Below are 24,348 nucleotides of genomic sequence, written 5' to 3'. Positions count from 1 at the left end.
CGTCGCGGCTGCCGGCCAGCGGCCCACGCTACCGCAGTTGCAGTGGTCAATCCGGTTCGCGCTGCACCTGCCGCCACAGCTCGCTGGCCAGCGCGCGCACCGCATCGTCGGCGTCCGCACGATGCAGCAGGCCGATTTCGTAGTTGTCGATCACCGGCAGGTCGCGCTCACCATCGATGATGCGATGATCGCGGGCGACCGCGCGGCGGGGCAGCAGGCTGATGCCGATGCCATCGGCCACGGCGCCCTGGATGCCACTCAGCGACGAGCTGGTGAAGGCGATGCGCCAGCGCAGGCCCAGCGCTTCCACGGCGTGGATCATCTCGTCGCGGTACAGCCCGCGCGGCGGGAAGGTGACCAGCGGCAGCGGGTCCTGCTGCAGGCAGCTGCTGCGCAGGCTGTCGATCCAGTGCATCGGCTCGCGGCGGCAGTGCACCGCCTGACGGCTGTTGCGCCGCTGCTTGACCAGCACAAGATCCAGTTCACCGTGGTCGAAGCCGTGCGCCAGGTCGCGGCTGAGGCCGCTGCTGATTTCCAGCTTCACCTGCGGGTGACGGCGGCTGAAAGCGGCCAGCATGCGTGTGGTCTGCGCGTTGACGAAGTCCTCGGGGACACCGATGCGCACCGCGGTTTCCACGGTGGCGCCGGCCAGCGCCTGCGCCATTTCCTCGTTCAGGTCGAGCATGCGCCGCGCATAGCCGAGCAGGGTGTGGCCGGCGTCGGTGGGGTGCACGTCGCGGTGGCCGCGCTCGAGCAGGCGATGCCCCGCCAGCTCTTCCAGGCGGCGCACCTTCTGGCTGACCGTGGACTGGGTCGAATGCAGGCGGGTGGCGGCCGTGGTGAAACTGCCGCAGTCGGCCACCATCACCAGCGCCCGCAGCAGGTCCAGTTCGAACAGGGTTCTATTCGATTTGGCACTGTCTTGCATTTGAACATTTCACTTCTGGATACCCAGGCCGACTTCTACCATGCAGGGCAGGGGCCGGCAATGCCCGGCTGTTGCTACCGTCGCACGGCGTTCCGTGGCGACGGACATGAGGAGACACTGTCATGCGCGTCCATCATTCCGCTGGCTGGCCTGCGCCGTTCACGCGCGTGCTGCTGTTGTGCCTGCTGGCCATGGTCACCCCCGCCTGCACCGCCACGTCCCGGGCCGACGCAGACGCGCGCCTGCGGGATGCTGCCAGCCGCGGCGACGCCGATGCGGTGCGGCAGGCGATCGAGGATGGCGCCACGCTGGAGGCGCGCGATGGCCAGGGTCGCACGGCGTTGCTGCTGGCCACGCAAGGCAACAACGTGGATGCCGCGCGCGAGCTGATCGAAGCCGGTGCCGACGTCAATGCCAAGGACGCCATGCAGGACAGCGCCTACCTGTACGCCGGCGCGCGGGGCCTGGATGAGATCCTGGCGATGACGCTGGCGCATGGCGCCGATCTGCGCAGCACCAACCGCTATGGCGGCACCGCGCTGATTCCGGCCGCCGAGCGTGGCCACGTCGCCACCGTACGTACGCTGCTGCGCGCGGGCGTGGCGGTCGATCATGTGAACCGCCTGCACTGGACCGCGCTGCTGGAAGCAATCCTGCTCGGCGATGGCGGTGCGCGCCACCTGCAGATCGTGCAGTTGCTGCTGGAGGCCGGTGCCGACCCGGAGCTGGCCGACGGCGACGGCGTGACGCCGCTGGCGCATGCGCGCCAGCGCGGCTATACCGGAATTGAGACCCTGCTGCGCCAGCACGGCGCGGTGCGCTGAATGCAAACCCCTTCCACCCGCACGCTGGGCGTGCCCATCAGGATGCTGTCCATGTTCCGTTCCCGTCCGTTGTCCCTTGCCATCCTCCTTGCGGTGGCACCGCTGTCGGCGTTTGCCGCCGAGCGCGCCGACCTGCTGATCCGCAATGCCACCGTGGTCGATGTCGAGCACGCCAGTACCCGGGCCGGGCAGAGCGTGGTGATCCGTGGCGAGGACATCGTCGCGGTCGGTCCGGATGCGCAGCTGCGCAGCCAGTGGAGCGCGGCCCGCCAGATAGATGCCAAGGGCAAGTACCTGATCCCGGGCCTGTGGGACATGCATGCGCACTTTGGTGGTGGCCCGGCGCTGATCGAAGAGAACAAGGCGCTGCTGCCGCTGTACATCGCGCACGGCATCACCACGGTGCGTGACTGTTCCGGCGACCTGCCCGAGCAGGTGCTGCAGTGGCGCGGGGAAATTGCCAAGGGCACGCTGTTCGGTCCGCGGCTGCTCAGCTCGGGCGCGAAGATCGAAGGCCTCAAGCCGGTCTGGAAGGGCACGATCGAAGTGGGCAGCAAGGCCGACGTCGACAAGGCGATCACCCGCCTGCAGCACGACAAGGTCGATTTCGTGAAGATCACCGACAGCACGCTGAAGCCGGAACTGTTCCTGTACTCGGCCAGTGCCGCGCGCAATGCCGGATTCAAGGCGTCGGGGCACATCCCGATGGCGCTGACCGTGGAGCAGGCAATCGATGCCGGGCTGGCCTCGATCGAGCATCTGGACTACGCATTCAAGGCCGGGAGCAAGGACGAGGCGCAGATCGCCGCCGACTTCGGCGCAGGCCGCATCGACCGCGCCGAAGCCAACCGCCGCCTCGACGCCAGCTTCGACCGTGACACGGCGATGCATGCCTACCGCGATTTCGCCAGGCGCGGCGTGTTCGTGACCCCGACCCTCAACGGTGGCCGCATCCTCGATTTCCTTGACCAGGATGACCACGCGAACGATCCGTACCTGGCTTACATCGGCCCGGGCCTGCGCGCGACCTACCAGTGGCGCGTTGAACGTGCCGCCAAGGCAACGCCAGCGCAGATCGAAGCGCGCCATGCGCAGTACCACCAGGTGGCCGCCGTGCTGCCGATGCTGCAGGAAGCCGGCGTGACGATCATCGCCGGCACCGATGCGGGCTTCCTCAACTCGTTCAACTTCCCGGGCATCGCCCTGCACCAGGAGCTGCAGCTGTTCGTGAAGGAAGGCTTGAGCGCGCCGCAGGCGCTGTCGGCGGCGACCCGTTCCGGCCCGGCCTGGTTCGGCCAGATGAATCGTTACGGGGGTGTTGCTCAAGGCAAGGCCGCCGATCTGGTGCTGCTGACCGCCAACCCGCTGCAGGACATTGCCGCCACCGAAAAGATCGACAGCGTGATCCTGCGTGGCAACGTGTATGACCGCGCCGCGCTGGACAAGATGCTGGCCGACACCAGGGCCAAGGTCGCGGCGTGGAATGCCGAGGCGGCGAAGGCGCAGTGATCGACAGGGTCAGAGCCCTTCCCCGTGGGAAGGGATCCGACCCTGTGGCTTCGATGCGGCCAGTGACCTAACGCGGTGCCGGCCGCATTCCGTGCAGCTGCGGCAGTGCGGCCTTCATCGCATCGATGAAGACGCGCAGCCGTGGCGGCTGCTGGCGCGCGGCGGGAAATACCACGTGTACCGGCAGCGCCGGCGCCTGCCAGTCCGGCAGCAGCTGCACCAGCCGCCCTTGTGCGAGGTCTTCGGCCACCAGCCAGGCCGAGACCACCGCTGCACCCAGCCCAGCACATGCGGCCTGTTGCACCACGAACAGGTTGTCGCTGAGCAGGCGCGGGCTGATCGAAAGGGTATGCGCACGCCCCTGCGCGTCATGCAGCAGCAGGCGTTCGCGGTAGTAGGTGACCAATGAAATCCACGGCAGTGCCTGCGCCTGTTCTGGTGTGCTGATCGCGGTGGCCTGCACCAGCGAGGGCGCTGCCACGACGATGCGCGGCACTTCGGCGAGCGGCAGTGCGACCATGCGCGGTTCGTCGACGGGGCCCACCCGCACCGCGCAGTCGATGCCTTCGGCGATGAAATCCGGGCGGCGATCTTCCAGGATCCACTCCAGGCTCAGCTGTGGGTGCTGGGCGAGGAACGCGAGCATGGTCGGCAGCAGCTGCGCCTGGCCGAAGGCATGCGGCACCATCACCCGCAGGCGTCCGCGCAGCGTTTCCGGTTCGCCGTGCAGTTCGGCCTGCAGCGACTCCCATTCGTCGACCACGCGTTGCGCATGGCGCTGGCAGCGCAGGCCATCTTCGGTCAGCTGCAGGCCATGGGTGGAGCGCTGCAGCAGGCGCAGGCCGAGCTGCCGCTCCAGTGCCTGAAGGCGCCGGCTGACCGTCGGCTGGGTGGTGCCCAGCTGCACGGCGGCGGCAGACAGGCTGCCGGCATCGACGATGCGCAGGAAGGTGCGCAGCAGATCCAGGCGATCGGCGCCGGTGGCGAGGTCATTCATGCGTGTCACGTATGAAGTATATGTGCAGGATCCTACTACAGACGCATGGCGAATACGGGCAGGATACGCCGACTTCCTCCACCGGACTCCCCCCATGTCTACCCCTTCGCTGTCCGTCGTCGCACCCGCGAACGCGCCTTCCACCCCGCTGGTGCTGGCGATGGCGGCCGGCGCCGGCTTTTCGGTCGCCTCGCTGTACTACAGCCAGCCGATGCTGGGCCTGATCGCGCAGGACCTTGGCGCAGGTGAGCGCGCCGCCGGGCTGGTGCCGACCCTGACCCAGCTCGGCTACGCGCTGGGCATCCTGCTGCTGGCACCGTTGGGCGACCGCTTCGACCGCCGCCACCTGATCCTGTTGAAGTCCGCGCTGCTGGCGTTGGCACTGGGCGCCGCAGCGATGGCCGGGCACCTGCCGGGCCTGCTGATGGCCAGCCTGCTGGTCGGGTTGATGGCCACGCTGGCGCAGGACATCGTGCCGGCCGCTGCGGTGCTGGCGCCGGATGCACAGCGCGGCCAGATCGTCGGCCGGGTAATGACCGGCCTGCTGCTCGGCATCCTGCTGTCGCGCGTGGTCAGTGGCGTGGTGGCCGAGGCATGGGGTTGGCGCACGCAGTTCGTGCTGGCCGCGGTATCGGTGGCGGCGATGGGCGCAGTGATGGCGCGTGCGCTGCCGCGTTTCGCACCGACCAGCACGCTGCGCTATCCGGCGTTGCTGGGCTCGTTGCTGGCGTTGTGGCGCGAGCAGCCGCAGCTGCGCCGCGCGGTGGCGAGCCAGTCGTTGCTGGCGGTCGGCTTCAGCGCATTCTGGTCGACGTTGGCGCTGATGCTGCATGCCCGCCTGGGCCTGGGCAGTGCGGCGGCGGGTGCGTTCGGTATTGCGGGTGCGGCCGGTGCGCTGGCCGCACCGTTCGCAGGACGTTTCGCTGATCGCCTGGGTTGCCATGCCGTGGCGCGGTTGGCGATCGCGGTGGCGCTGCTGGGCTTCGGCCTGCTGCTGGCCGAAGCCTGGCTGCCGGCCGCCGCGCTGCTGCCGCTGCTGGTGGTGAGTGCGCTGCTGTTCGACTTCGGTTTCCAGTCGGCGCTGGTGGCGCACCAGACGCTGGTCTATGGCCTGGTGCCGCCGGCACGCAGCCGGCTCAACGCGCTGCTGTTCACCGGCATGTTCATCGGCATGGCCGCTGGCGGTGCGCTGGGCAGCCTGGCGCTGGCGCAGTGGGGGTGGCACGGCGTGGCCTGGCTGGCGGTGATGTGCGCGGGCGGCAGTCTGCTGCTGCGTTTGAAGTAGGGGTGGTGTTCGGCAGGGCTTGCAGCCCTGCACCTGCGGTAGTGCCGGCCGCTGGCCGGCAACAGCGCAAACAGCGGATTTTCAGTAGCCTTCGACAGGTTCCTGCGGTCTGTTGAAACGGCTCTTGGGGTCAGATCCGTTTTCCGAAGGAAAACGGATCTGACCCCTGATTGATTTCGATATCTGACAGAAGTGTCGACCAAGGTCGACACCTACCAAACGCCATCGGAATCCGTCAGAGGTGGGGCGGTGTCGGAGTGCGGGGTGTCAGCCGCATGGATGCGGCTGCCAAGCTTGCAGGGACGTACTTGCAGCGTCCCCGCAGTCCGACACCGCCCCGCCATCCCACGGAATCCATGCTGTTGCTGTTGCTGTTGCTCCAGCGCGTAGCGGGTGCAGGGCTGCAAGCCCTGCCGAACAACCCCCTAATCGTGACCGCTGTCGTCCAGGCTGATGATGCCGCGCCGCAGCGCCTGGGTCACCGCGTGCGTGCGATCACCCACCCCGAGCTTGTCCATCAGGCTCTTCATGTGCGCCTTCACCGTCTGCTCGGAAATCTGCATGCGCTCGCCGATGCGCTTGTTCGACAGGCCACCGGCCACATGCCGCAGCACCTCGGTCTCGCGCGGCGACAAGCGGTCCTCCACCACATGTGCGGCAATGCTCGCAGCGACTGCCGGTGGTATCGGTGCGCGCCGGCCGCCAGCGACCATGCGGATCGTATCGACCAGCTCGTGGCGCAGCATGTCCTTCAACAGGTACGCACTGGCGCCGGCCTGCAGCGCCCGTACCGCACGCACGTCACCGCGATAGGTGGTCAGCACGATGATGCGCGCACGCGGGTCCATCGCGCGGATCCGCACGATGGCTTCCACACCATCCAGGCGTGGCATCTGCAGGTCCATCAGCACCACGTCCGGCTGCAGCTGCTGATAGCGCTCGATGGCTTCCTCGCCATCGGCGGCCTCGCCGAGCAGGCGCAGGTCGGAATGGGCGCCCAGCAGCGCGGCCAGGCCGTCACGCAGCAGCGGGTGGTCGTCGACCACCAGCACGCCGATCGGGGCAGGGGACTCAGTCATGGTGGCTTCTACTCCAGGGCCAGCGCCAACGCGATGGGCGGCGGTGATACAGGCGACGGGCGGGAACCGCCAGCGCGACTTCAGTGCCCAGCCCGGGGCGGGTCCACAGCTGCAGCTCCGCGCCGAGGCGCTGCGCGCGCTCACGCATGCCCTGCAGGCCCCAATGGCCATGCCCGGCATTTTCGTCGGCGATGCCGACGCCGTCGTCGCGCACGTGCAGCAGGAAGCACCGCGCGCCGTAGGACAGCTCTACCTCGATGGCGCTGGCATTGGCGTGGCGCAGTGCATTGCGGATGGCCTCGCGGCCGATCAGGAACACCTCCTCGGCGGCATCGGCCTGCAGCGGTGGTGTTGCGCCTTCCACAGTCAGGCGCAGCGGATTGGTGCCGTGCCCGGCGTATTCGGCGTGAACATCGGCCAGCGCCGAAGCGAGGTCGCGGCCCGCGAAAGGACCGTCGCGCAGTGCGTTGACCCGCTCCCGGCCCTCGGCCAGGTTGCGTTCGGCCAGCTGCATCGCCGATTCCAGCTGGCCGCGCACCCTGTCCGGGGTCTGCGGCGACTGGCTGATCGCGTGCAGCCGCAGGATCAGGCCCTGGCTGCCCTGCAGCAGCGTGTCGTGCAGGTCGCGGGCAATGCGTTCGCGTTCGCCATGGCGTTCCTGCAGGCGCGCACGGAACAGTGCAGCCAGCTGCCCGCTGCGGATGCGCACCGCCAGGACCAGCAGCGCAAGCACCGCGGCGGCGCACAGCAGCTTGAACCACAGGGTCTGCATGAAGGTAGGGGCGATGCGGAAGGTGCGGCTGGCGGGTGCAGTGCTCCAGATGCCGTCTTCGTTGGCGGCTTCCACCTCGAACCGGTAATTGCCCGGTGCGAGGTTGGTGTAATACGCGCGCGTGCTGCTGCCGGCTTCCTGCCAGCCGTCGTCGACCCCGGACAGGCGATAGCGGTAGCGGTTGCGCTCCGGGCGCGCCAACGACAGCGCCACGTAATCGATCTGCAATTGGCTGGTGCCGGCCGGAAGGCGCAGGCCGTCGCGCAGTGGCTGGTGTTCACTGCCGTACAGCACGTCGCCGATGCGCACGCTGGGCGCCATGGTGTTGACGTGCGAGCGGGTGGTGTCCAGCCAGGCCAGGCCCTGGTTGGTGGCCAGCCACAACAGGCCATCGCTGGCCAGCGCGGTGGTGGAGATCGGTCCGCTCTGCAGGGCGATGCCCGGCATGCCATCCACCGCATCGAACAGGCGGGGCGTCACCGGCTGCCGGCTGCGCAGTGCGCGCCGCAGCTGATCGCTCCCGAGCCGGACCAGGCCACGACTGCCATTGAGCCAGAGGTAGCCATTCGCATCGGCCACCATGCCGGTGATGCCTTCCATGACGCCGGCCATGTCGGTGCTCACCTGAACGAACCGGCCATTGCCCGGGCGCACGGCCAATCCGGCCTCGCCGGCTACCAGCAGGAGGTCCTGATGATCGAGTACCGCCGTGATCGGCCCGACCGACAGGCCGTGGCTGGCGTCGAAGGTTTCGATCTGCGTCGCCCCCATGCGGCGCAGCCGGCCGTCTGCATAGCCGAGCAGCAGCTGGCCGTTGGCATCCAGCGCCAGTGACGAGCAGGCCTGTTCGGGCAGGCGGCGTTCGCGTTGCCACTGGCCCTGCTGGTAGTGCAGCACCCCCCGTTCGCCGGTGCAGACCCAGGCCTGTTCGTCGTCGGGGAACAGCAGGGCATGCAGTGGTTGCCCGGTGAACGGCGCAGGCAGCGGAATCCGCGTGGTGCGGCCGGCCACGGTGCGCGCAAGGTTGACCCAGTCGAACTGCCAGATCGGGGCAGCTGCCTGGCGCGCGGCGGCCTGCAGCTGCGTGGCGCTGCCATCGAGCAGGGTGCGCTCGAGGTCGTAGGGCTTGAGGTCTTCGCCATAGCCATACACATGGCCATCGCTGGCCCGCACCAGCGAGCGGTAGGGATCACTGGGACCAACCGCCAGCGTGTGCACGCTGCGCGCGCGGAAGCGGTTGAGGCCGAGATTGGTGCCGACCCAGAGATTGCCTTCGCGATCGACGATGATCGGCACGGCCGAGGTGGCGGTCAGCCCGTGCGGCGAATCGAAGCGCTCCATGCGTATGGCGCGGTCGCCATCGAAGGTGATCCGGGCGACACCGCCATGCGGGCTCATCGTTGCCCACAGCGCGCCATCGGCAGTGAACTGCAGGCGCGCCGCCACCAGCTCCGGCAACCGCCGTGCCTCGCGCTCGCTGTCCGGCAGCAGGCCTCGTGCGTTGGCCAGCGGCGACGTACCGCGCACGCGGTCGGCCAGCCACACTTCCCCCTGCGGACTTTCGGCCAGCGTCGCCATCTGCGAAACGGCGATGCCGGTGTCCTTGAAGGCCGCCTGGCCGGCCGCGCGCACCCAGATCTTCAGGTCGGCCAGTACCCAGAAGGTGCCGCGGCTGTCGTGCAGCAGCCATTGCACGCGATGTTCCGGCACCCCCATGCCAGCGGGCAGCGGCTGCCAGCGTTGGCCAGTGAACTGGCGTAGTCCACCATTGATCGCGGCCCACAGCCGGCCGTCACGGTCCTGGCTGAAGTGTGGCACCACACCCACCGGCACGCCCTGGTCGCGGCCGTAGTTGTGCAGCTGGCCGCGCGCAAACTGACTGATGCCGGCCTGGAAGTAGCCGATCCACAGTGCATCGTCGCGGCCCCGCGCAAGGGTGACCATGTTGGTGGACGGGAAATGGCTGCCCGCGGGAGCGGCCTGGCGTTCAAAGCGACGACCGTCGAAGCGGTACAGCCCTGAGCCGGTGGCCAGCCACAACAGGCCATCGCGGTCCTGGGTGATGTCCCAGATGTCACCGGGGGCGCCCTGGCCGACGCGCCAGGCCGTGTGCTCGTAATCGGGCAACCCGCCGCTCACCGGCGGGCGCTGCACGGCAAGGGCGGGCAGGGCGGTCAACAGCAGCAGGCAGGTCAGCAGCGTCCGCAGGTGACGTTGCAACAGGAAGGGGCGGCCACGCATGGCGCGCATTCTGGCAGGTGCGGGGCAGTCCGGGGTGACCCGAACGGGGTAGGCAGTGGCCGCCGTGGTCGGCTATCACGCCGGCATGACCCCTGGAGCCCGGCCATGCAGCGCCTGTTCGTGATGTTCCCTGATCGCGGTCCGGGCATCGGCCTGCTGTGGCTGCGGCTGTGCCTGGCCGCCGCGCTGTGCGCGCCTGGCACGCATGCTGGTTGGGGGGCGGTGCTGTGCGGGCTGGCGGCGGCCATGCTCGTGCTGGGCGTGTTGACGCCGCTGGCGACCCTGATGGCAGCCGCGACCATGTTCACGCAGCAGGCACCGTGGCCGCTGGTGGCGTTGCCTGCGGCGCTGCTGATGCTGGGGCCGGGCGCCTACTCGGTGGATGCGCGCTTGTTCGGGCGCCGCCTGCTCGGCCGTCGGCCTCCCCCATTCGGGTAGGTGCCGGCCTCGACCGACGGGGGTAGGGCATCGTGCGCCGGCCACGCACCATGGGCCACCCCCTCGCGGCGCCCCGCATGGCCACCGTCAGTCCGTCCGATCCGTCCGCCACCCCGCTTGCCCCGCAGCAGGCCGCCGCACTGCAGCGCGCCCTGCGCTATGTCGATGAGCACCTGTCGCAGCCGCTGCGGGTGACCGAGCTGGCGCAGGCTGCCTGTGTCAGCCGCTTCCACCTGGTGCGCCTGTTCCGTAGCGGCACCGGTGCCAGCCCGCTGCGCTACGTGCGCCGCCGCCGCATCCAGCGTGCCTGCCAACTGCTGCCCGGCGCGCAGTTGCCGATGGCGTGCCTGGCCCAGCAGCTGGGCTTCTTCGACCAGAGCCATTTCGTCCGCAGCTTCCGCGCCGAGACCGGCTGCAGCCCCGGCCAGTATCGGGCCGGCGATGCGGCCCTGCTGCTTCCCCCTGATCATGTTTCCCACGGAGTCCACCCATGAGCCTTGCCACCGCCACGCCCGCCCCGGCCCTGCTGTCGCCCACCGACCATGCCCTGGTGCTGATCGACTTCCAGTCGCAGATGGCATTTGCTACCCACACGATCGACATCTCCGCGCTGCGCAACAACGTGTCGCTGATCAGCAAGGGGGCCAAGGGGTTCAACGTGCCGGTCGTGTTGACCACGGTGGCCGAGACGTCATTCTCCGGCCCGATGTTCCCGGAACTGCCGCAGATCTTCCCGGGCCAGCCGGTGTTCGACCGCACTTCGATGAATACCTGGGAAGACCAGCCGGTAATCGATGAGATCAACCGCATCGGCAAGCGCCGGCTGGTTCTTGCCGGCCTGTGGACCAGTGTCTGCATCGTGGGTCCGGCGCTGTCGGCGCTGGCGCAGGGCTTCGAGGTCCACGTGATCACCGATGCCTGTGGCGATGTCAGCGAAGAAGCGCACGAGCGTGCGATCACCCGCATGGTGCAGGCCGGCGCGGTGCCGATGACCAGCGTGCAGTACCTGCTTGAACTGCAGCGTGACTGGGCACGCGGTGAAACCTACGACCTGACCACCGGCATCGCCCGCGACCACGCCGGCGGCTATGGCATCGGCATCCAGTACGCCAAGCGCATGTTCGGCGCGCAGGAAGGCGGGCACTGAGCATGCTGGCCGGCCACGGCCTCGACCTGGCCCTGCTGATGCTGCGGGTGGCGGCAGGCGGCTTCCTGCTGCCTCACGCGCTGGGCAAGCTGTTTGGCTGGTTCGGCGGACCGGGGCTGGCCGGCTTCGCCACCGAGCTGCGCGGTTTCGGGCTGCCGGCAGTGGCGCCGTTGCCGCTGCTGTTGTCCCTGCTGCAGGTGCTGTCCGGGCTGGCCGTGCTGCTGGGCTGGCAGACCCGCATCGCCGCGCTTGCCGCCGCTGCCTTCATCGGCTTCACCGTCCTGTTGGCCTTGCCCAGGGGCTGGTTCTGGATGCGCGGCGGCAGTGAGTACCCGCTGATGTGGACCACGGTGCTGCTGGCCATCGCCCTGGCCGGGCCGGGGGCCTGGGCGCTGGACGGTCCACGACTTCCGGGAGCTTTCGCATGAGTCACGATCCCCTCGACCACGGCCGCCGCAACGTGGTGCTGGCCAGCGGTGCCGCGGTTGCGCTCGGCCTGGCCGGTCGCGCCGCTGCCGCACTCGATTCCACTTCCAAGGAGCGTCGCATGAGCACGCTGGTCATCCGCAATGCCCGCATCACCACACTCGACCCGCAGCAGCCGCACGCGCAGGCATTGGCCGTGCAGGAGGGCCGCATCGTCGCTGTCGGCAGCGATGAGGAGATCATGCGCGGCTGGGGCAATGAAGCGACCCTGATCGACGCGCAGGGCCGGCGCCTGCTGCCCGGCCTAAACGACAGCCATACCCATCTGATCCGCGGTGGCCTGAACTACAACCTGGAGCTGCGCTGGGACGGTTTGCGCTCGCTGGGCGACGCGCTGGACATGTTGAAGGCCCAGGTCGACCGCACCCCGGCACCGCAGTGGGTGCGCGTGGTCGGTGGCTTCACCGCCGCACAGTTCAACGAGAAGCGCCTGCCGACGCTGCAGGAGCTCAACGACATTGCGCCGGATACGCCGGTGTTCCTGCTGCACCTGTATGACCGCGCGCTGCTCAACCGCGCCGCGCTGCGCGCCTGCGGCTACAGCAAGGACACGCCGGATCCACCGGGCGGGCAGATCGTGCGTGACTCGCTGGGCAACCCGACCGGGCTGCTGCTGGCCAAGCCCAACGCGCTGATCCTGTATGCGACGCTGGCCAAGGGGCCACGCCTGCCGATCGAGTACCAGGCCAACTCGACGCGCCACTTCATGCGCGAACTGAACCGGCTCGGCATCACCTCGGTGATCGACGCTGGCGGTGGTTTCCAGAACTACCCCGAGGACTACCAGGTCATCGAGCAGCTGCATCGCGATGACCAGCTGACGGTGCGCATCGCCTACAACCTGTTCACCCAGAACAAGGGCAAGGAAGTGGACGACTTCCGCGGCTGGAGCGAGATACTGCAGCCGCGCCAGGGCGATGACCTGCTGCGCCACAACGGCGCTGGCGAAATGCTGGTGTTCTCCGCGGCCGACTTCGAGCTGTTCAACGAGCCGCGCCCGGAACTGCCGCCTGAGCTGGAACCGGAACTGCACGATGTGGTGAAACTGCTGGTCGAGAAGCGTTGGCCGTTCCGCATCCACGCCACCTATGACGAGAGCATCACCCGCATCCTCGATGTGTACGAACAGGTCAACCGCGAGGTGCCGTTCGATGGCCTGCACTGGTTCATCGACCACGCCGAGACCATCACCCCGCGCAACATCGAACGCATCCGCGCGCTGGGCGGCGGCATCGCCGTGCAGCACCGCATGGCCTACCAGGGCGAAGCCTTCGTCGAGCGCTACGGCGTGCAGGCGGCGCGGCACACGCCGCCGGTCAAGCGCATGCTGGCCGAAGGCGTGCCGGTCGGTGCCGGTACCGATGCCACCCGCGTGGCCAGCTACAACCCGTGGGTGGCGTTGTCCTGGCTGGTGACCGGGCGCACCGTGGGCGGGCTGGCCCTGTATGGCGATGAGAACCTGCTCGAGCGCGAACAGGCGCTGCGCCTGTGGACCCAGGGCAGCGCCTGGTTCTCCGGCGACGAAGCGGTGAAGGGCACGCTGAAGGTGGGCCAGCTGGCCGACTTCATCCTGCTCTCGGCCGATTTCTTCCGGGTCGATGACGCGCAGATCGCTGACATCACCAGCGTGCTGACCGTGGTCGGCGGGCGCATCGTGCATGCCGACGCCGACTATGCAGGGCTTGCGCCGCAGCTGCCGCCGGCAATGCCGGACTGGTCGCCGGTCAACCGGTTCGGTGGTTACCACGTCGGCGGTGCTGCCACCGGATTGGCCGCCGCGCATCGCCACCATCACGGCGTGGCCTGTAGTACGCATGGTGCTCACGGCCATGCCGCGCAGCACGCGGCGCCCACCGACGACCTGAGCGCCTTCTGGGGTGCGATGGGATGCTCGTGCTTCGCGTTCTGAGCCTGGCGCTGCTGGCCATGCCGTGGATGGCGCTGGCCTGTGACACCGGCCGCTGCACCGACATGGGCGGCGGGCAACTGCAATGGGACGCCTCGCTGCGCTTCAGGGGGATGTACTACGACCCGGCCCGATTCGGTATCGGCGGCAGTGAAGACGGCTACGGTCTGCTGCGTGCACTGGCGTCGGCCACGTATGTCGAGGACAACTGGCAGGCACGGGTGCAGCTGGGCGTGCATGCCGAGACTGGCAAGGCAGGTGGACCGGGTCGTACCGACCGTGGCGCGTTGGACGTGCAGCAGGCGTACTGGCGCTGGCAGCGCGGTGGCTTCCATCTGCAACTCGGCCGGCAGGAAGCCGGCTATGGCAGCTCGCGGCTGTTGTCGGTGCGCGATGGGCCGAACATCCGGCTGGCATTCGATGGTGCCCGTGCAGGCTGGAAAGGCCGCCTCGGCACGCTGGACCTGATGGCGCTGCGACCGCTGGAGAACCGACCCGGCGCCTTCGATGACCGCGGCGAACGCGGTGCCCACTTGTGGGGCGCGTATGCGACCACCGCGCGTGGTCGTGGCCCAGGCCAATGGGATCTGTACCTGCTGGACTACCGTCGTGAAGGCGCGCGCTTTGCGGCGGGCTCCGGTACCGAGCGACGGCAGACCCTGGGCGCGCGCTGGTTCGGCCAGGCTGGTGCACTGGACTGGAACAGCGAGCTGGTGGCGCAGGGCGGTGAACTGCGAACGACCGCTGGCACGCTCGCTATCCACGCCTGGACGCTGGCCACCGATACGGGGTGGCGCTGGACGGACCTGCCGCTGCAGCCGCGTCTGGGGCTGAAGGCCGACATCGCCAGTGGCGATGGCAATCTGCACGACGGCCGCCTGGGCACCTTCAATGCCTTGTTCCCGAAGTCGGCCTATTTCAGCGAGGCCAGCCTGCTGGCCCCGGCCAACCTGATGGACGTCCAGCCGACCCTGACACTGCGCCTGCACGACGCGGTGACGACGGAACTGGGCGTACAGATGGCCTGGAAGCATCGTCGCGCCGATGCGGTCTACACCACGCCGGCACCGCTGGTGGCGTTGCCGGGCAGCGCCGGCGGCGCGCGCCGCATCGGCACGCAGTACAAATCCGAAACCCGCTGGCAGGCCAGCGAACACTGGCAATGGCAGCTGCAGCTGGCCTGGGTCGATGCCGGGCCTGCACTGAAGCAGGCCGGCGGCCGGGACACGCTGTTCGCCTCGATCGTTGGAGCATGGCAATGGTGAACGCAACCGCGTCGCAACCCCCCGCACAGGCCGCAGGCGCCTGGTCCCCACTGAAGATCCAGATGTTCCGCTCGATCTGGCTGGCGATCCTGGCCAGCAACATCGGCACCTGGGTCAATGACGTGGCCGCCGCCTGGGTGATGGCCGAACGTACCGGCTCGCCGTTGATGGTGGCCCTGGTGCAGTCGGCCACCACCGTGCCGATCGTGCTGCTGGCACTGGCCGCGGGAACCCTGGCCGACATCGTTGATCGCCGCAGGTACCTGCTGGCCACGCAGGGTTGGATGCTGCTGGTCGCCGCCGTGATGGCGGCGCTGACCGCAATGGACATGCTGACCCCGCAGCTGCTGGTGCTGCTGACCTTCTGCATGGGCTGCGGTGCGGCGATGGCGATGCCGGCGCAGGCCGCTATCGTGTCCGAACTGGTGCCACAGCCGATGCTGGCCTCGGCGGTGGCGCTGAACTCGATCGGCATCAACATCGCGCGCTCGATCGGCCCGGCCATCGGCGGCGTGATCGTCGCCCAGCTCGGTGCGGTCTGGGCCTTCGGCTTCAACGCCATCACCTTCGCCGCGATGCTGTTCGTGGTGTGGGGCTGGAAGCGCGACCCGAAGCAGTCCAGCCTGCCGCCGGAAGGCTTCGGTGCGGGCCTGAAAGCGGGCCTGCGCTATGCCAGCCGCGCCGGGCGGTTGCAGGCGGTGCTGATCAAGTCGGTCGGCTTCTTCTTCTTCGCCGCAGCGATGAATGCGTTGCTGCCGGTGGTGGTGCGTGGGCAGATGCAGGGCGGGGCGGGCCAGTACGGCATGCTGCTCGGCTGCATCGGCATCGGTGCGGTGGGGGGGGCGCTGCTGCTGCCGAAGCTGCGCGCGCAGCTGGATCGCGACCTGCTGGTGCTGCTGGCGACCCTGTCGCTGGCCATGAGCCTGGTCGGGCTGGCGCTGACCCGAAGCTGGTACGTGCTGCCGCTGGTGATGCTGGTCAATGGCTTTGCCTGGATCACCGTGCTGTCGTCGCTGCAGATCGCGGCGCAGACCGCAGTGCCGGCGTGGGTGCGTGCGCGTGCGCTGGCGCTGTACATCATGGTGTTCTCTGCCGGCATGGCCGCCGGCGGCCTGAGCTGGGGTGCACTGGCTCAGCGCACCTCGCCGGAGCTGGCCCTGCTGGTGGCTGCCGCGGGTGCGGTCATCGGCGGGTTGCTGGTGTGGCGCGTGCGCATCGCCGGCGCCGAAGACCTGAACCTGCGCCCGGCGGGGCACTGGCCAGCCCCCGAACTGTCGGTACCGGTATCCAATGATCGAGGCCCGGTGCTGGTGACCATCGAGTACCGCATTGACGATGCTGATCGCGCCGCGTTCCAGGCGCAGATGCGCGCACTGGGCACCATCCGCCGCCGCGATGGCGCCGTGGTCTGGGGCGTGGTCGAGGACGTGGCCAGTCCAGGCATCCACCTGGAGTATTTCGTGACCCCGTCGTGGCTGGAGCACCTGCGCCAGCACGAACGCATCACCGCCGACGACAGGGCGATCCAGGAAGTGCTGCGCGGATTGCATCGCGGTGAGCGTGCGCCGGTGGTGCGCCACTTCGTGGGTGGGCATGACCCGCTGCCTGCCGCTGTGCCGCATCACCACACCGACATCTGACAAAAAAAGGGGACGGAGGGGATTAAGTCGTTTGTGCACAAACGACTTAATCCCCTCCGTCCCCTTTTTGCGATCGAAGGGGCGGCGGCACCGTTACAGTGCCGCCGCGGCGCATCAACTGCGCGCGAACGCCAACAGGTCGGCGTTGAACTGCTCGGCGTGGGTGATGGTCAGGCCGTGCGGGGCACCGGCGTATACCTTCAGTTCGGCATTCTTGATGATCTGCGAGGAGAGCTTGGCCGAGGCATCGAACGGGACGATCTGGTCGTCATCACCGTGCACGACCAGTGCCGGCACGTCGATCTTCTTCAGGTCTTCGGTGTAATCCACTTCCGAGAATTCGTGCACGCAGTCGTACTGGCCCTTGACGCCACCGAGCATGCCCTGCAGCCAGAACGCATCACGCATGCCCTGGGTGACCGTGTTGCCATCGCGGTTGGCGCCGAAGAACGGGATGGTCAGGTCCTTGAAGAACTGCGAACGGTCGCCGCCGGTGCCCTTGCGGATGCCGTCGAAGACCTCCAGCGGGGTGCCGGCCGGGTTGCCGGCGGTCTTGAGCATCAGCGGCGGCACGGCGCCGACCAGCACCACCTTGGCCACGCGCGTGCTGCCGTGGCGGCCGATGTAGTGGGCCACTTCGCCGCCGCCGGTGGAATGGCCGACCAGGATCGCGTCCTTCAGGTCCAGCGCCTCGATCACTGCAGCCAGATCGTCGGCGTAGGTGTCCATGTTGTTGCCGTCCCAGGTCTGGCTGGAACGGCCGTGGCTGCGGCGGTCGTGGGCGATCACGCGGTAACCGTTCTGGCCCATGAACAGCATCTGCGGGTCCCAGGCATCGGACGACAGCGGCCAGCCGTGGGCGAACACGATCGGCTGGCCGTTGCCCCAATCCTTGTAGAAGATGCGGGCGCCGTCGGCGACGGTGACGAAGTTGCTCATTGCAGGTTCCTTGGCGGAAGGGAGGGAAGGCACCGGCAGGCTGCCGGTGCCTTCGGCAGTACAGCGCAGGTGCCGGCGACGGACTTGCACCGCTGTGCTGGATTGCAGAGGATGTGACGCATATCGCTCTGGCGGGACCCGAGTCGCGCGCCGAGGATGTCCGCAGCCCGCCTGTGGAATGCCCGGATGCCCGCCACGCGATGGTCCCTGCTGTTGTGCCTGCTGTTGCCGATGGCCGCGCCGGCTCAGACCAATGTCTACAAATGCGTGGATGGACCGCATCCGGTCTACCAGCAGACACCCTGCCAGGGCCGGGCGGCGTGGCGCTGGGATGTCCCGGCGGAGCAGTCATTGTCCCGTGGGGCGGTGGTTCCCGCAGTCACGCCATCGAAGCCGTCGCGTCGCCCGCGTCGTGCCGTCCGGGCGCAGGGCGCATTGATCACGATCAGCACGGATGCGGCGGCCTGCGAGCGTGTGCGCCGCCAGCGCGGACAGGCGCTGCTCAAACGTCGGCGGTTGGATTTCGTGCAGCGCCGGCAGCTGGATGACGCGGTCTACGACGCCTGCCAGTGAAGTGGTGCACTGAAGCGCCGAAAACAACAACGGCGCCCTGGGGCGCCGTCGTGTGCAATGCCGTGAGTGCAGCTCTCAGCGGCCGTCGCTGGTGGCGGCCGGTGCCGGCGAGGGCACGCTGTCCGGCTTGGGCAGGCTCAACTCCGGGTTGCCCTGTTCGGCCTGCAGGATCTGGATGCGGCGCTGCAGGGCGTCCAGCTGGCTGTTGGTGCTCTGCACATCGGTGCTGAGGCTGACTGCCTGCTGCTGGGCCTGCTGCAGGGCGGCGCTGACCTGCGCCGATTGTGCCTGCTGCTGTTCCATTTCCTGCTGCAGGGTGCGCAGGCGTTCTTCGTTGTAGGCCACCAGGCGCTCGGTGTAGCGCTTGCCGGCTTCCAGGCGGGTGGTGTCGATGTAGACCTGGGCCAGCTGCTCGGACTGCTGCGCGAAGGTGCGGTAGACACGTTCGGCGTTGTCCACCGCATCGGTCTTGATCACCCGCCAGAAGTTCTTCTCCTGGAACAGGGCGACGTAGTAGGTCAGGGTATTGGCGTTGAACAGCAGGCTGGCGCCGTAGTTGCCGTTGTAGGTGGTGCGCAGCTCGGTCAGCTGGCGCGAATCCATCAACTGCTTGAGCTCGTCCACGGTATTGCGCACCACCGGCGCGCTGCGCGCCGGTTCGGCTGCAGCCTCGCGGTCGCCACGCGCGGCCATCGCCGCCGGTGCCACCAGCATCATGGCCACGGCCAGCACTGCTGCGTTGCGCGCGTGCCGGGCGAAGACCGCGCCCCCTGAAGTTTCTCGCATGTCTAGACCATCCACGGATGAGTGTGGGTTGAGATGAAGGTGGTTCCCCGCCGGGAGTCTAGCATGGGCGCGGGCGCCGCCAAGGGCGGCGGTCACGGCGCGATTTCAATAGACCAGCTGTGCCGCGCTGCACTGGATCGACTGCACGTTGACGTCGGTCCGGCCCAGTTCCAGGCCCAGCACGCTGGCCAGCAGGTTGGTCAGCAGAGTGCCGACACTGTTGAGCACCGGTCGCAGTGCGGCCAGGATCGGCTTCAGCACGGTGCACAGCAGGCCGCTGCAGCTGACGCTTCCGTCCGGGTTGGCGACGCCGCTGCCACCGGCGCCATCGAGGAAACCCGCCGGCGCGGTCTGGATGTACGACGCCAGGTTGTTGCGCACGCAGCCGTTGTAGTCGATCAGGTTGCCGAGCAGGCTGTCGCAGCGGTTGATCAGCAGGCCGCCGACCAGCGAGCCGAGCAGGCCATCGAGCAGGCCCAGGCCCTGGCCGGTGACGGTCGTCCTGTAACCGGTCCACACCGAACCGTCTTCCCAGCAGGTGGTCAGGCCCAGCAGGCAGGGCTTGGGGACGCCATTCTTCACCGTCCAGTTGCCCAGCGGGGCGAGGTTGCGTGCCGGATCGCCATCGCGCAGCAGCGGGATGACCTGGTCGACGTTGTAGCGTCCGCCAGTGGGAAAGGCCGCCTGCAGGTAACGATCGGCCAGCGCCTTGGCCGTGTCGTTGGCACTCATGCCCTGCTTGGGCGAGCTGAGCATGCCCGACAGCACCCGCAGCAGCTCGTTGACCAGGCTCGACACTGCGTCACCGATCGCGAGCGGATTGATCCGGGTCGAGCCGGTCTCGCCCGCAGCCAGGGTCAGGTTCTGTGAGCCGGTGAGGGCGGGCAGGGTGATCCTGTCGTTGATCAGCGGCTGGCCCAGCAGCTTCAACAGCTGTTCGTTCTGCAGCGTGGCGTCGCAGACATTGGCCTTGGAGAATCGCTGTGCGGGGTCGACGTTGCCGACGCAGGCACGCAGCACCGATGAATCGACCTGGATGGTGGCCTTGGGGGGACTGCTGCCGCACTGGATGCCGGTCAGGGTGCCCATGCCGTTGGCCACGTCGACGTGCAGCGGCAGGTGCAGGCGCGTGCCGAGCAGGTTCAGCAGCGGCCCAAGCGCGAACAGGTTGTTGCTGTCCACGTCCACCATCAGCCGCACCTGCGCATTGTAGGCGCGGGTGCCGACGCCGCCGATGGCGATCGACGGCGGCTCGACCACGCCGCCCTGGATGTTGATGCCCAGCAGGTCCAGCCCCTTGATCGTCACGCCGTTGCCATCGTTGGCGATGGAGATGGCGGTGCTGATCAGGTTGAGCACGTTGATCTTCGATTCCAGTGCGCTGCCGACGGTGCCGTCGGGTGAGACAACTTCCGCGAACAGCCCGCCGCCGCCGGCCTGGCTGCCGAGCACGATGTTGAGCTTGTTGATGTCCAGCTGGGTGGCGACAAGGTCGGACAGGGCGCGCAGCTGCACGCCCACCGTCGAGTCACGGCCGACCACGGTGGCGGTGGCATCGACCAGTTGCGCCAGCGAGATCTTGTTGACCGACAGCAGGCGGTTGAAATCGGCCACGCTGAGGTTGGCGCTCACCGGGATGTTGAGTGCCTTCAGCAGGCCGGATGGGGTGACGTTGGCCTGCGCCAGACCGTCATAGGACAGCACCGTGGCATTGCTGACATCCAGGCCGACCAGGCGCAGGGTCGACAGCAGTACGGAATCGCCATTGGTGCGCAGCAGCTGCGAGCCCACCGCGAACACCGCCGTGGGCTCCGAGCGGCGGGCGACCGCCTGCACGCTGACGGTCGGCAGGCTGGTGTTCTGGCCGAAGAAGGGCAGCACGCTGCGCTCGGCGATCACCTGCACCGCATTGCGCGGGTTGCTGGCACCAACGCTGGTGACGAAACGGTTGCTGGTACCGCGGCTGGCACTCCAGTTGCCGCAGCGGACCTGCAAGGTGCCTGCGAACCTGTTCTGGGCCAGTGCGCTTTGCCGGGCGGCGCTGTTGTCGCTGTTGTCCGCGCTGCACAACTCCAGTCGCTGCGCGCCGGCCAGTGCGGCCAGATCGGCAACCTTCTGCGCATCGCGCTTGGCCCAGAACAGATAGCCGATCTCGATCAGGCCCAGCATCGCCAGCAAGGCCAGCATGACCAGCATCATGGTGACCGACATGCCGCCGCGTGCGCGGCCGAAACTGAACTGGCGTGGGCGTTTCATGGCCTACCTCAGCGTCCGGAGGAGGAGGCATCCTTGGACCGGGCAACATCGGTCTCAAAGAAGTCCGGGATCTCGTGTTCAAAGCTCTTCAGGTAACGCGCATAACTCAGGGTGGCCTGGTCACCCAGGATCGGCAGGCGCTGGCCGGCCTGCTGTCCCGACGCCTGCAGGCGGAACAGGTTGCGGGTGGCTTCGCCGCTCTGCAGGCGCGCACGCGGTGTTGCCGGCGGGGCACCGTCGGTTGCGGGGAGTGCCGGTGGCACCGCTGCCACCGCCGCGGATGCGGCGGGTGCGGCCAGCTCCACGGTGGGAAGCGGCTCGGCCTGCATCGGTGCTGCGGCCGGTGCCGACGGCAAGGGGCCACCTAGCATCTGTCCGGTCAATGGCTGTTGCTGGGCCTGCACGGCACCGGCAGCAAGCAGGCAGGACAGCACGGGCAACAGGCGTCGGGTCAGGCGCATCGCAGTCATGGTGTGCTTCCGGTCGGGTGTTCGGTGGTGCTGAAGCGTTCCAGCATCGACGGTGGCAGGCGCTGCGGATCGCGCTCGTCACGTGCTTCGCGGCGTGGTTCGGCTGCCAGCCGGGTACTGCCCGACGCACGGGCGCCGTGTTCGCTGCTGGCCGCAGGCGCAGGCGCAGGGGCGTTGACGGCGGCCGCCGCCTGCCGCTGCTGCAGGCGCGTGCGGATCTGCTGGGCCTGCTGCTGGATGCTGCGGCGCGTTTCGTCGTTGAGGTTGGCCTGTGCCGCCAGGCGCTCCGCGGTGGCCTGGTCGCCGCGCAGGAGCGCCCACAGTGCGAGATTGGCCGTGGCCTTGGCGTTGCCTGGCGACAGTTCCAGGGCCTTGGCCAGCGGCTCGCGCGCCTGGTCGAACTGGCCGGCGCGCAGCCGCGCATAACCCAGGTCGCCCAGGTAGTCGGTGTTCAAGGGCTGCAGTTGCGTGGCGCGCGCCAGCGCCTGTTCGCTGCCGGCGTCGTCATCGCGGCGTGCAGCGATCAGGCCCAGGCCGTGGGCGGCCGCAGCGGCCTGCGGCCCACTGGACAGCTCGCGATACAGCGCGACCGCTGCGTCGCTCTGGCCAGTCTCGCGCAGGGCGTCGGCCTGCAGCAGGCGCAGGGCGGGGCGATCACCATAGCGTTGGCGGAAGGCCTCCACGTGGGCGAGCGAGGCATACCAGGCGCCCTGCTGCTGCATGCGCTCGATCAGCTCCAGATAGGTGTTGCGGCTGTCCTGCGGATCGGGCTCCGGCGGCGCAAGGCTGGGCGCCCGCACGTACTTCGGCGTGGTCGATGCGCAGCCACTGGCCAGGGTGGCGAGGGCGACGGCAAGCAGCAGGCAGGGGGTGCGCAGGGCAGGCATCAGGGCGATCCCATCTTGGACATGGTGGTGGCCAGCGCGACCAGCGCTGGACCGGCAAGCACCAGCATCAGTGCCGGCAACAGGGTCAGCATCATCACCACGGTCATCTTCACCGAGAGCTTGCCGACCTTTTCCTTCAACGTGTTGCGGCGCTGCTCGCGCAGGCGGATGCTGAACTGGCGCAGCGGTTCCTGCACGGCGCCGCCGTGCGCATGCACCTGCAGGATCAGCTGCATCAGGCTGGCCAGGTCGTCATCGGCGTAGACCTCGCTCAAGCGCCGCAGTGACTGCGCGCGGGTGCGGCCGTGGGTGTAGGCTACGTTGGCTTCCTGCAGTTCGCCGCCCAGTACCGGCAACGCATCGCGCAGCTTGTCGCCCAGCGTCTGCAGGCTCTGGTCCATGCTGAAGCCCACGCCCTGCAGCAGGCGCAGCAGGTCGATCAGCAAGGGCAGTTCGTTCTCGACCGCGCGGCGGCGGCGCTTGACCCACGACGACAGCACGAACTTGGGCAGCAGCAGCCCGGCCGCCAGCGCACCGATCACCACCATCACCCTGGCCAGACCGTGCGCGCTGCTGAACGCCAGCGCCAGCGCCAGCACCAGCAGCGCAAGCAACAGGCGCAGGCCGAGATAGATGGCGGTGCCGCGGCGCGTGTTCCAGCCGGCCAGGTCCAGCAGCAGCCTGTCCTCGTTGGCCAGCAGCGCGGCCTCCAGGCGGCCACCACTGAGCGAGCGCCCGAAGCGCTCGAGCCAGCCCAGCGAGTCGCGGCGCGTGGCCCCGGTGTCGCGGGCTTCCTCGCGCGGCTGCAGGGCGGTCTTCAGCGCGGCCGAGGTGCGGTGCTCGCGATGGCTGCGCACCCAGCCGGCAATGCCGAGCAGGGCGACGCCCGCTGCCAGCACCAGCAGCGAAAGGGCGAACCAGGCGCTGGCGCTCATCGGGAACCTCGCGGGTAGCTGCGGGCGGTCATAGCGATTTGGCCAGGCGGTACAGCAGCAACGCCCCGAGCAGTTCCAGGCCCAGTGCGATCAGCAGGATCCTGTGGCCGAGCGGGTCATGCAGCACCGGCTGGAAGAACGCCGGGCTGGAGATCGCCATCAGCACCGCACTGGCCGGTGGCAGCAGCCCCAATACCCAGGCCGACATGCGGGTTTCCGAGGTGGTGGCGGCCAGCTCCTGCTGGGCCTGCTCCAGATCGCGCATGAAATCACCCATGCGCTGCAGGATCTGGTCGGCGCGCCCGCCGATGCGCACGCTCACCCCGATCACCACCGCCAGCACCTTCAGCACGTCCATCCGGTACGGCTGTGCGGCCAGGCTCAATGCACGATCCAGCTCCATGCCGCTGCGCGCATAGCGCACCGTGGTGTCCAGCAGGCCGCGCAGTGGCGCGCTGGTCTGCATCGAAGACACCTGGAACGCGGCCTGCAGGCTGTTGCCCAGCGCGGTGAGGCGGACCAGGTTGTCGAGGAAGTCCGGCATCTGGTGCAGCAGCTGCGCGCGCAGTTTCGTGATCCGGCGCATCACCCACAGCCAGCAGCCCAGCAGGTACAGCAGAAGGGTCAGCGGAAACATCCAGGCCGTGCCCAGCCGCACCGCCGCCACGACCGCAAGCACCAGTCCCGGTACCAGCAGCATCAGTGGCAGCTTCCAGCCCGGCTGCAGGCCGGCGCGCTGCAGGACGCCATCCCAGGGTAATGCGCGGCTCCCACTGCTGGCGGGGCGGGCCGAATCGTTCGCCGCCGCAACGGCAGGCCCGGCCGGCACCGCACTGGCCGTGCTGCCGCGTGCCAGCTGCTGCTCGGTGTGCTGCAGCGAGGCCTGGCGCTGTTCACGGCTGCTGGCGGTACCCCACAGCCAGACGGCCAGCGCCAGCAGCACCGAGATGATGCTCAACACGCCCAGCAGCAGGCCGGTGCCCAT

General features: G+C 68.6%; 22 protein-coding genes. 11 read left to right on the top strand and 11 right to left on the bottom strand.

Features of this window, described 5'->3' with window-relative positions; genetic code table 11:
• Positions 1–46: 46 nt before the first annotated feature.
• Positions 47–928 carry a LysR substrate-binding domain-containing protein gene (locus VG566_RS15825; protein WP_046431153.1) on the bottom strand — a complete coding sequence of 294 codons (882 nt, stop codon included), beginning with the start codon at positions 926–928 and terminating at the stop codon, positions 47–49.
• A 122-nt stretch (positions 929–1,050) separates the two neighbouring features.
• On the opposite strand from VG566_RS15825, the gene VG566_RS15820 reads away from it, so the two are divergent.
• A complete protein-coding gene (locus VG566_RS15820) occupies positions 1,051–1,752 on the top strand; it encodes an ankyrin repeat domain-containing protein (protein ID WP_099476071.1) in 702 nt (233 codons plus the stop codon).
• A 51-nt stretch (positions 1,753–1,803) separates the two neighbouring features.
• Complete coding sequence (locus VG566_RS15815) at positions 1,804–3,261, top strand: amidohydrolase family protein (RefSeq protein ID WP_241884033.1); 1,458 nt, start codon at positions 1,804–1,806, stop codon at positions 3,259–3,261.
• 67 nt (positions 3,262–3,328) lie between these two features.
• Here the strand turns inward: VG566_RS15815 and VG566_RS15810 are convergent, their stop codons facing one another.
• Entirely contained in the window at positions 3,329–4,258 is a 930-nt protein-coding gene (locus tag VG566_RS15810; protein WP_241884032.1) for a LysR family transcriptional regulator, read from the bottom strand.
• Positions 4,259–4,352: 94 nt separating this feature from the next.
• Here VG566_RS15810 and VG566_RS15805 point away from each other — a divergent pair, with 94 nt between their 5' ends.
• Positions 4,353–5,543, top strand: a complete 1,191-nt coding sequence (locus tag VG566_RS15805) for an MFS transporter (RefSeq protein ID WP_014647477.1) — start codon at positions 4,353–4,355, stop codon at positions 5,541–5,543.
• Positions 5,544–5,968: 425 nt separating this feature from the next.
• Here VG566_RS15805 and VG566_RS15800 read toward each other — a convergent pair whose 3' ends face one another.
• Together VG566_RS15800 and VG566_RS15795 are read right to left on the bottom strand one after the other, a co-directional pair.
• Complete coding sequence (locus VG566_RS15800) at positions 5,969–6,622, bottom strand: response regulator (protein ID WP_014647476.1); 654 nt, start codon at positions 6,620–6,622, stop codon at positions 5,969–5,971.
• Positions 6,615–9,644, bottom strand: coding sequence for a sensor histidine kinase (locus VG566_RS15795; RefSeq protein ID WP_241884031.1), 3,030 nt, complete (start codon positions 9,642–9,644; stop codon positions 6,615–6,617). The genes VG566_RS15800 and VG566_RS15795 overlap by 8 nt, the downstream gene beginning before the upstream one ends.
• A 96-nt stretch (positions 9,645–9,740) precedes the next feature.
• Between VG566_RS15795 and VG566_RS15790 the strand changes: the two genes are divergently transcribed.
• From VG566_RS15790 to VG566_RS15760, 7 genes are all read left to right on the top strand, one after another.
• The gene (locus VG566_RS15790; RefSeq protein ID WP_241884030.1) at positions 9,741–10,073 is read left to right on the top strand and encodes a hypothetical protein; all 333 of its coding nucleotides are present in this window, start codon (positions 9,741–9,743) and stop codon (positions 10,071–10,073) included.
• Positions 10,074–10,150: 77 nt separating this feature from the next.
• The gene (locus tag VG566_RS15785) at positions 10,151–10,567 is read left to right on the top strand and encodes a helix-turn-helix transcriptional regulator (protein ID WP_032958863.1); all 417 of its coding nucleotides are present in this window, start codon (positions 10,151–10,153) and stop codon (positions 10,565–10,567) included.
• Entirely contained in the window at positions 10,564–11,220 is a 657-nt protein-coding gene (locus VG566_RS15780) for a hydrolase (RefSeq protein WP_014647472.1), read from the top strand. The genes VG566_RS15785 and VG566_RS15780 overlap by 4 nt, the downstream gene beginning before the upstream one ends.
• Positions 11,221–11,222: 2 nt before the next feature.
• Positions 11,223–11,648 carry a DoxX family protein gene (locus VG566_RS15775; RefSeq protein WP_032958865.1) on the top strand — a complete coding sequence of 142 codons (426 nt, stop codon included), beginning with the start codon at positions 11,223–11,225 and terminating at the stop codon, positions 11,646–11,648.
• 119 nt (positions 11,649–11,767) lie between these two features.
• Positions 11,768–13,615: an amidohydrolase gene (locus tag VG566_RS15770; RefSeq protein WP_197562058.1), complete on the top strand. Its 1,848-nt coding sequence runs from the start codon at positions 11,768–11,770 to the stop codon at positions 13,613–13,615.
• Positions 13,594–14,877: an alginate export family protein gene (locus VG566_RS15765; RefSeq protein ID WP_241884029.1), complete on the top strand. Its 1,284-nt coding sequence runs from the start codon at positions 13,594–13,596 to the stop codon at positions 14,875–14,877. The genes VG566_RS15770 and VG566_RS15765 overlap by 22 nt, the downstream gene beginning before the upstream one ends.
• Entirely contained in the window at positions 14,871–16,517 is a 1,647-nt protein-coding gene (locus tag VG566_RS15760) for an MFS transporter (RefSeq protein WP_241884028.1), read from the top strand. Before VG566_RS15765 ends, VG566_RS15760 begins: the two co-directional genes overlap by 7 nt.
• Positions 16,518–16,631: 114 nt before the next feature.
• Here VG566_RS15760 and VG566_RS15755 read toward each other — a convergent pair whose 3' ends face one another.
• Positions 16,632–17,456: an alpha/beta fold hydrolase gene (locus tag VG566_RS15755; protein ID WP_241884027.1), complete on the bottom strand. Its 825-nt coding sequence runs from the start codon at positions 17,454–17,456 to the stop codon at positions 16,632–16,634.
• 186 nt (positions 17,457–17,642) lie between these two features.
• Here VG566_RS15755 and VG566_RS15750 point away from each other — a divergent pair, with 186 nt between their 5' ends.
• On the top strand, positions 17,643–18,029 hold the full coding sequence (locus VG566_RS15750; protein ID WP_014647466.1) for a hypothetical protein: 387 nt from the start codon (positions 17,643–17,645) through the stop codon (positions 18,027–18,029).
• A gap of 75 nt (positions 18,030–18,104) precedes the next feature.
• Here VG566_RS15750 and VG566_RS15745 read toward each other — a convergent pair whose 3' ends face one another.
• The 6 genes from VG566_RS15745 to VG566_RS15720 all read right to left on the bottom strand — a co-directional run bounded on the left by VG566_RS15745 (position 18,105) and on the right by VG566_RS15720 (position 24,348).
• The gene (locus VG566_RS15745; protein WP_014647465.1) at positions 18,105–18,815 is read right to left on the bottom strand and encodes a DUF2968 domain-containing protein; all 711 of its coding nucleotides are present in this window, start codon (positions 18,813–18,815) and stop codon (positions 18,105–18,107) included.
• A gap of 105 nt (positions 18,816–18,920) precedes the next feature.
• Positions 18,921–21,071: a TadG family pilus assembly protein gene (locus VG566_RS15740; protein WP_241884026.1), complete on the bottom strand. Its 2,151-nt coding sequence runs from the start codon at positions 21,069–21,071 to the stop codon at positions 18,921–18,923.
• An 8-nt stretch (positions 21,072–21,079) separates the two neighbouring features.
• The gene (locus tag VG566_RS15735) at positions 21,080–21,541 is read right to left on the bottom strand and encodes a DUF3613 domain-containing protein (RefSeq protein ID WP_049440896.1); all 462 of its coding nucleotides are present in this window, start codon (positions 21,539–21,541) and stop codon (positions 21,080–21,082) included.
• On the bottom strand, positions 21,538–22,428 hold the full coding sequence (locus tag VG566_RS15730; RefSeq protein WP_100450231.1) for a Flp pilus assembly protein TadD: 891 nt from the start codon (positions 22,426–22,428) through the stop codon (positions 21,538–21,540). Before VG566_RS15730 ends, VG566_RS15735 begins: the two co-directional genes overlap by 4 nt.
• The gene (locus VG566_RS15725; protein WP_069116449.1) at positions 22,428–23,363 is read right to left on the bottom strand and encodes a type II secretion system F family protein; all 936 of its coding nucleotides are present in this window, start codon (positions 23,361–23,363) and stop codon (positions 22,428–22,430) included. The genes VG566_RS15730 and VG566_RS15725 overlap by 1 nt, the downstream gene beginning before the upstream one ends.
• 28 nt (positions 23,364–23,391) lie before the next feature.
• Positions 23,392–24,348, bottom strand: coding sequence for a type II secretion system F family protein (locus tag VG566_RS15720; RefSeq protein WP_100450230.1), 957 nt, complete (start codon positions 24,346–24,348; stop codon positions 23,392–23,394).

The organism is Stenotrophomonas sp. CASM114 (genome assembly GCF_049384325.1).
Lineage (GTDB): Bacteria > Pseudomonadota > Gammaproteobacteria > Xanthomonadales > Xanthomonadaceae > Stenotrophomonas > Stenotrophomonas muris.
This window is presented reverse-complemented; position numbering and strand designations above follow the sequence as displayed.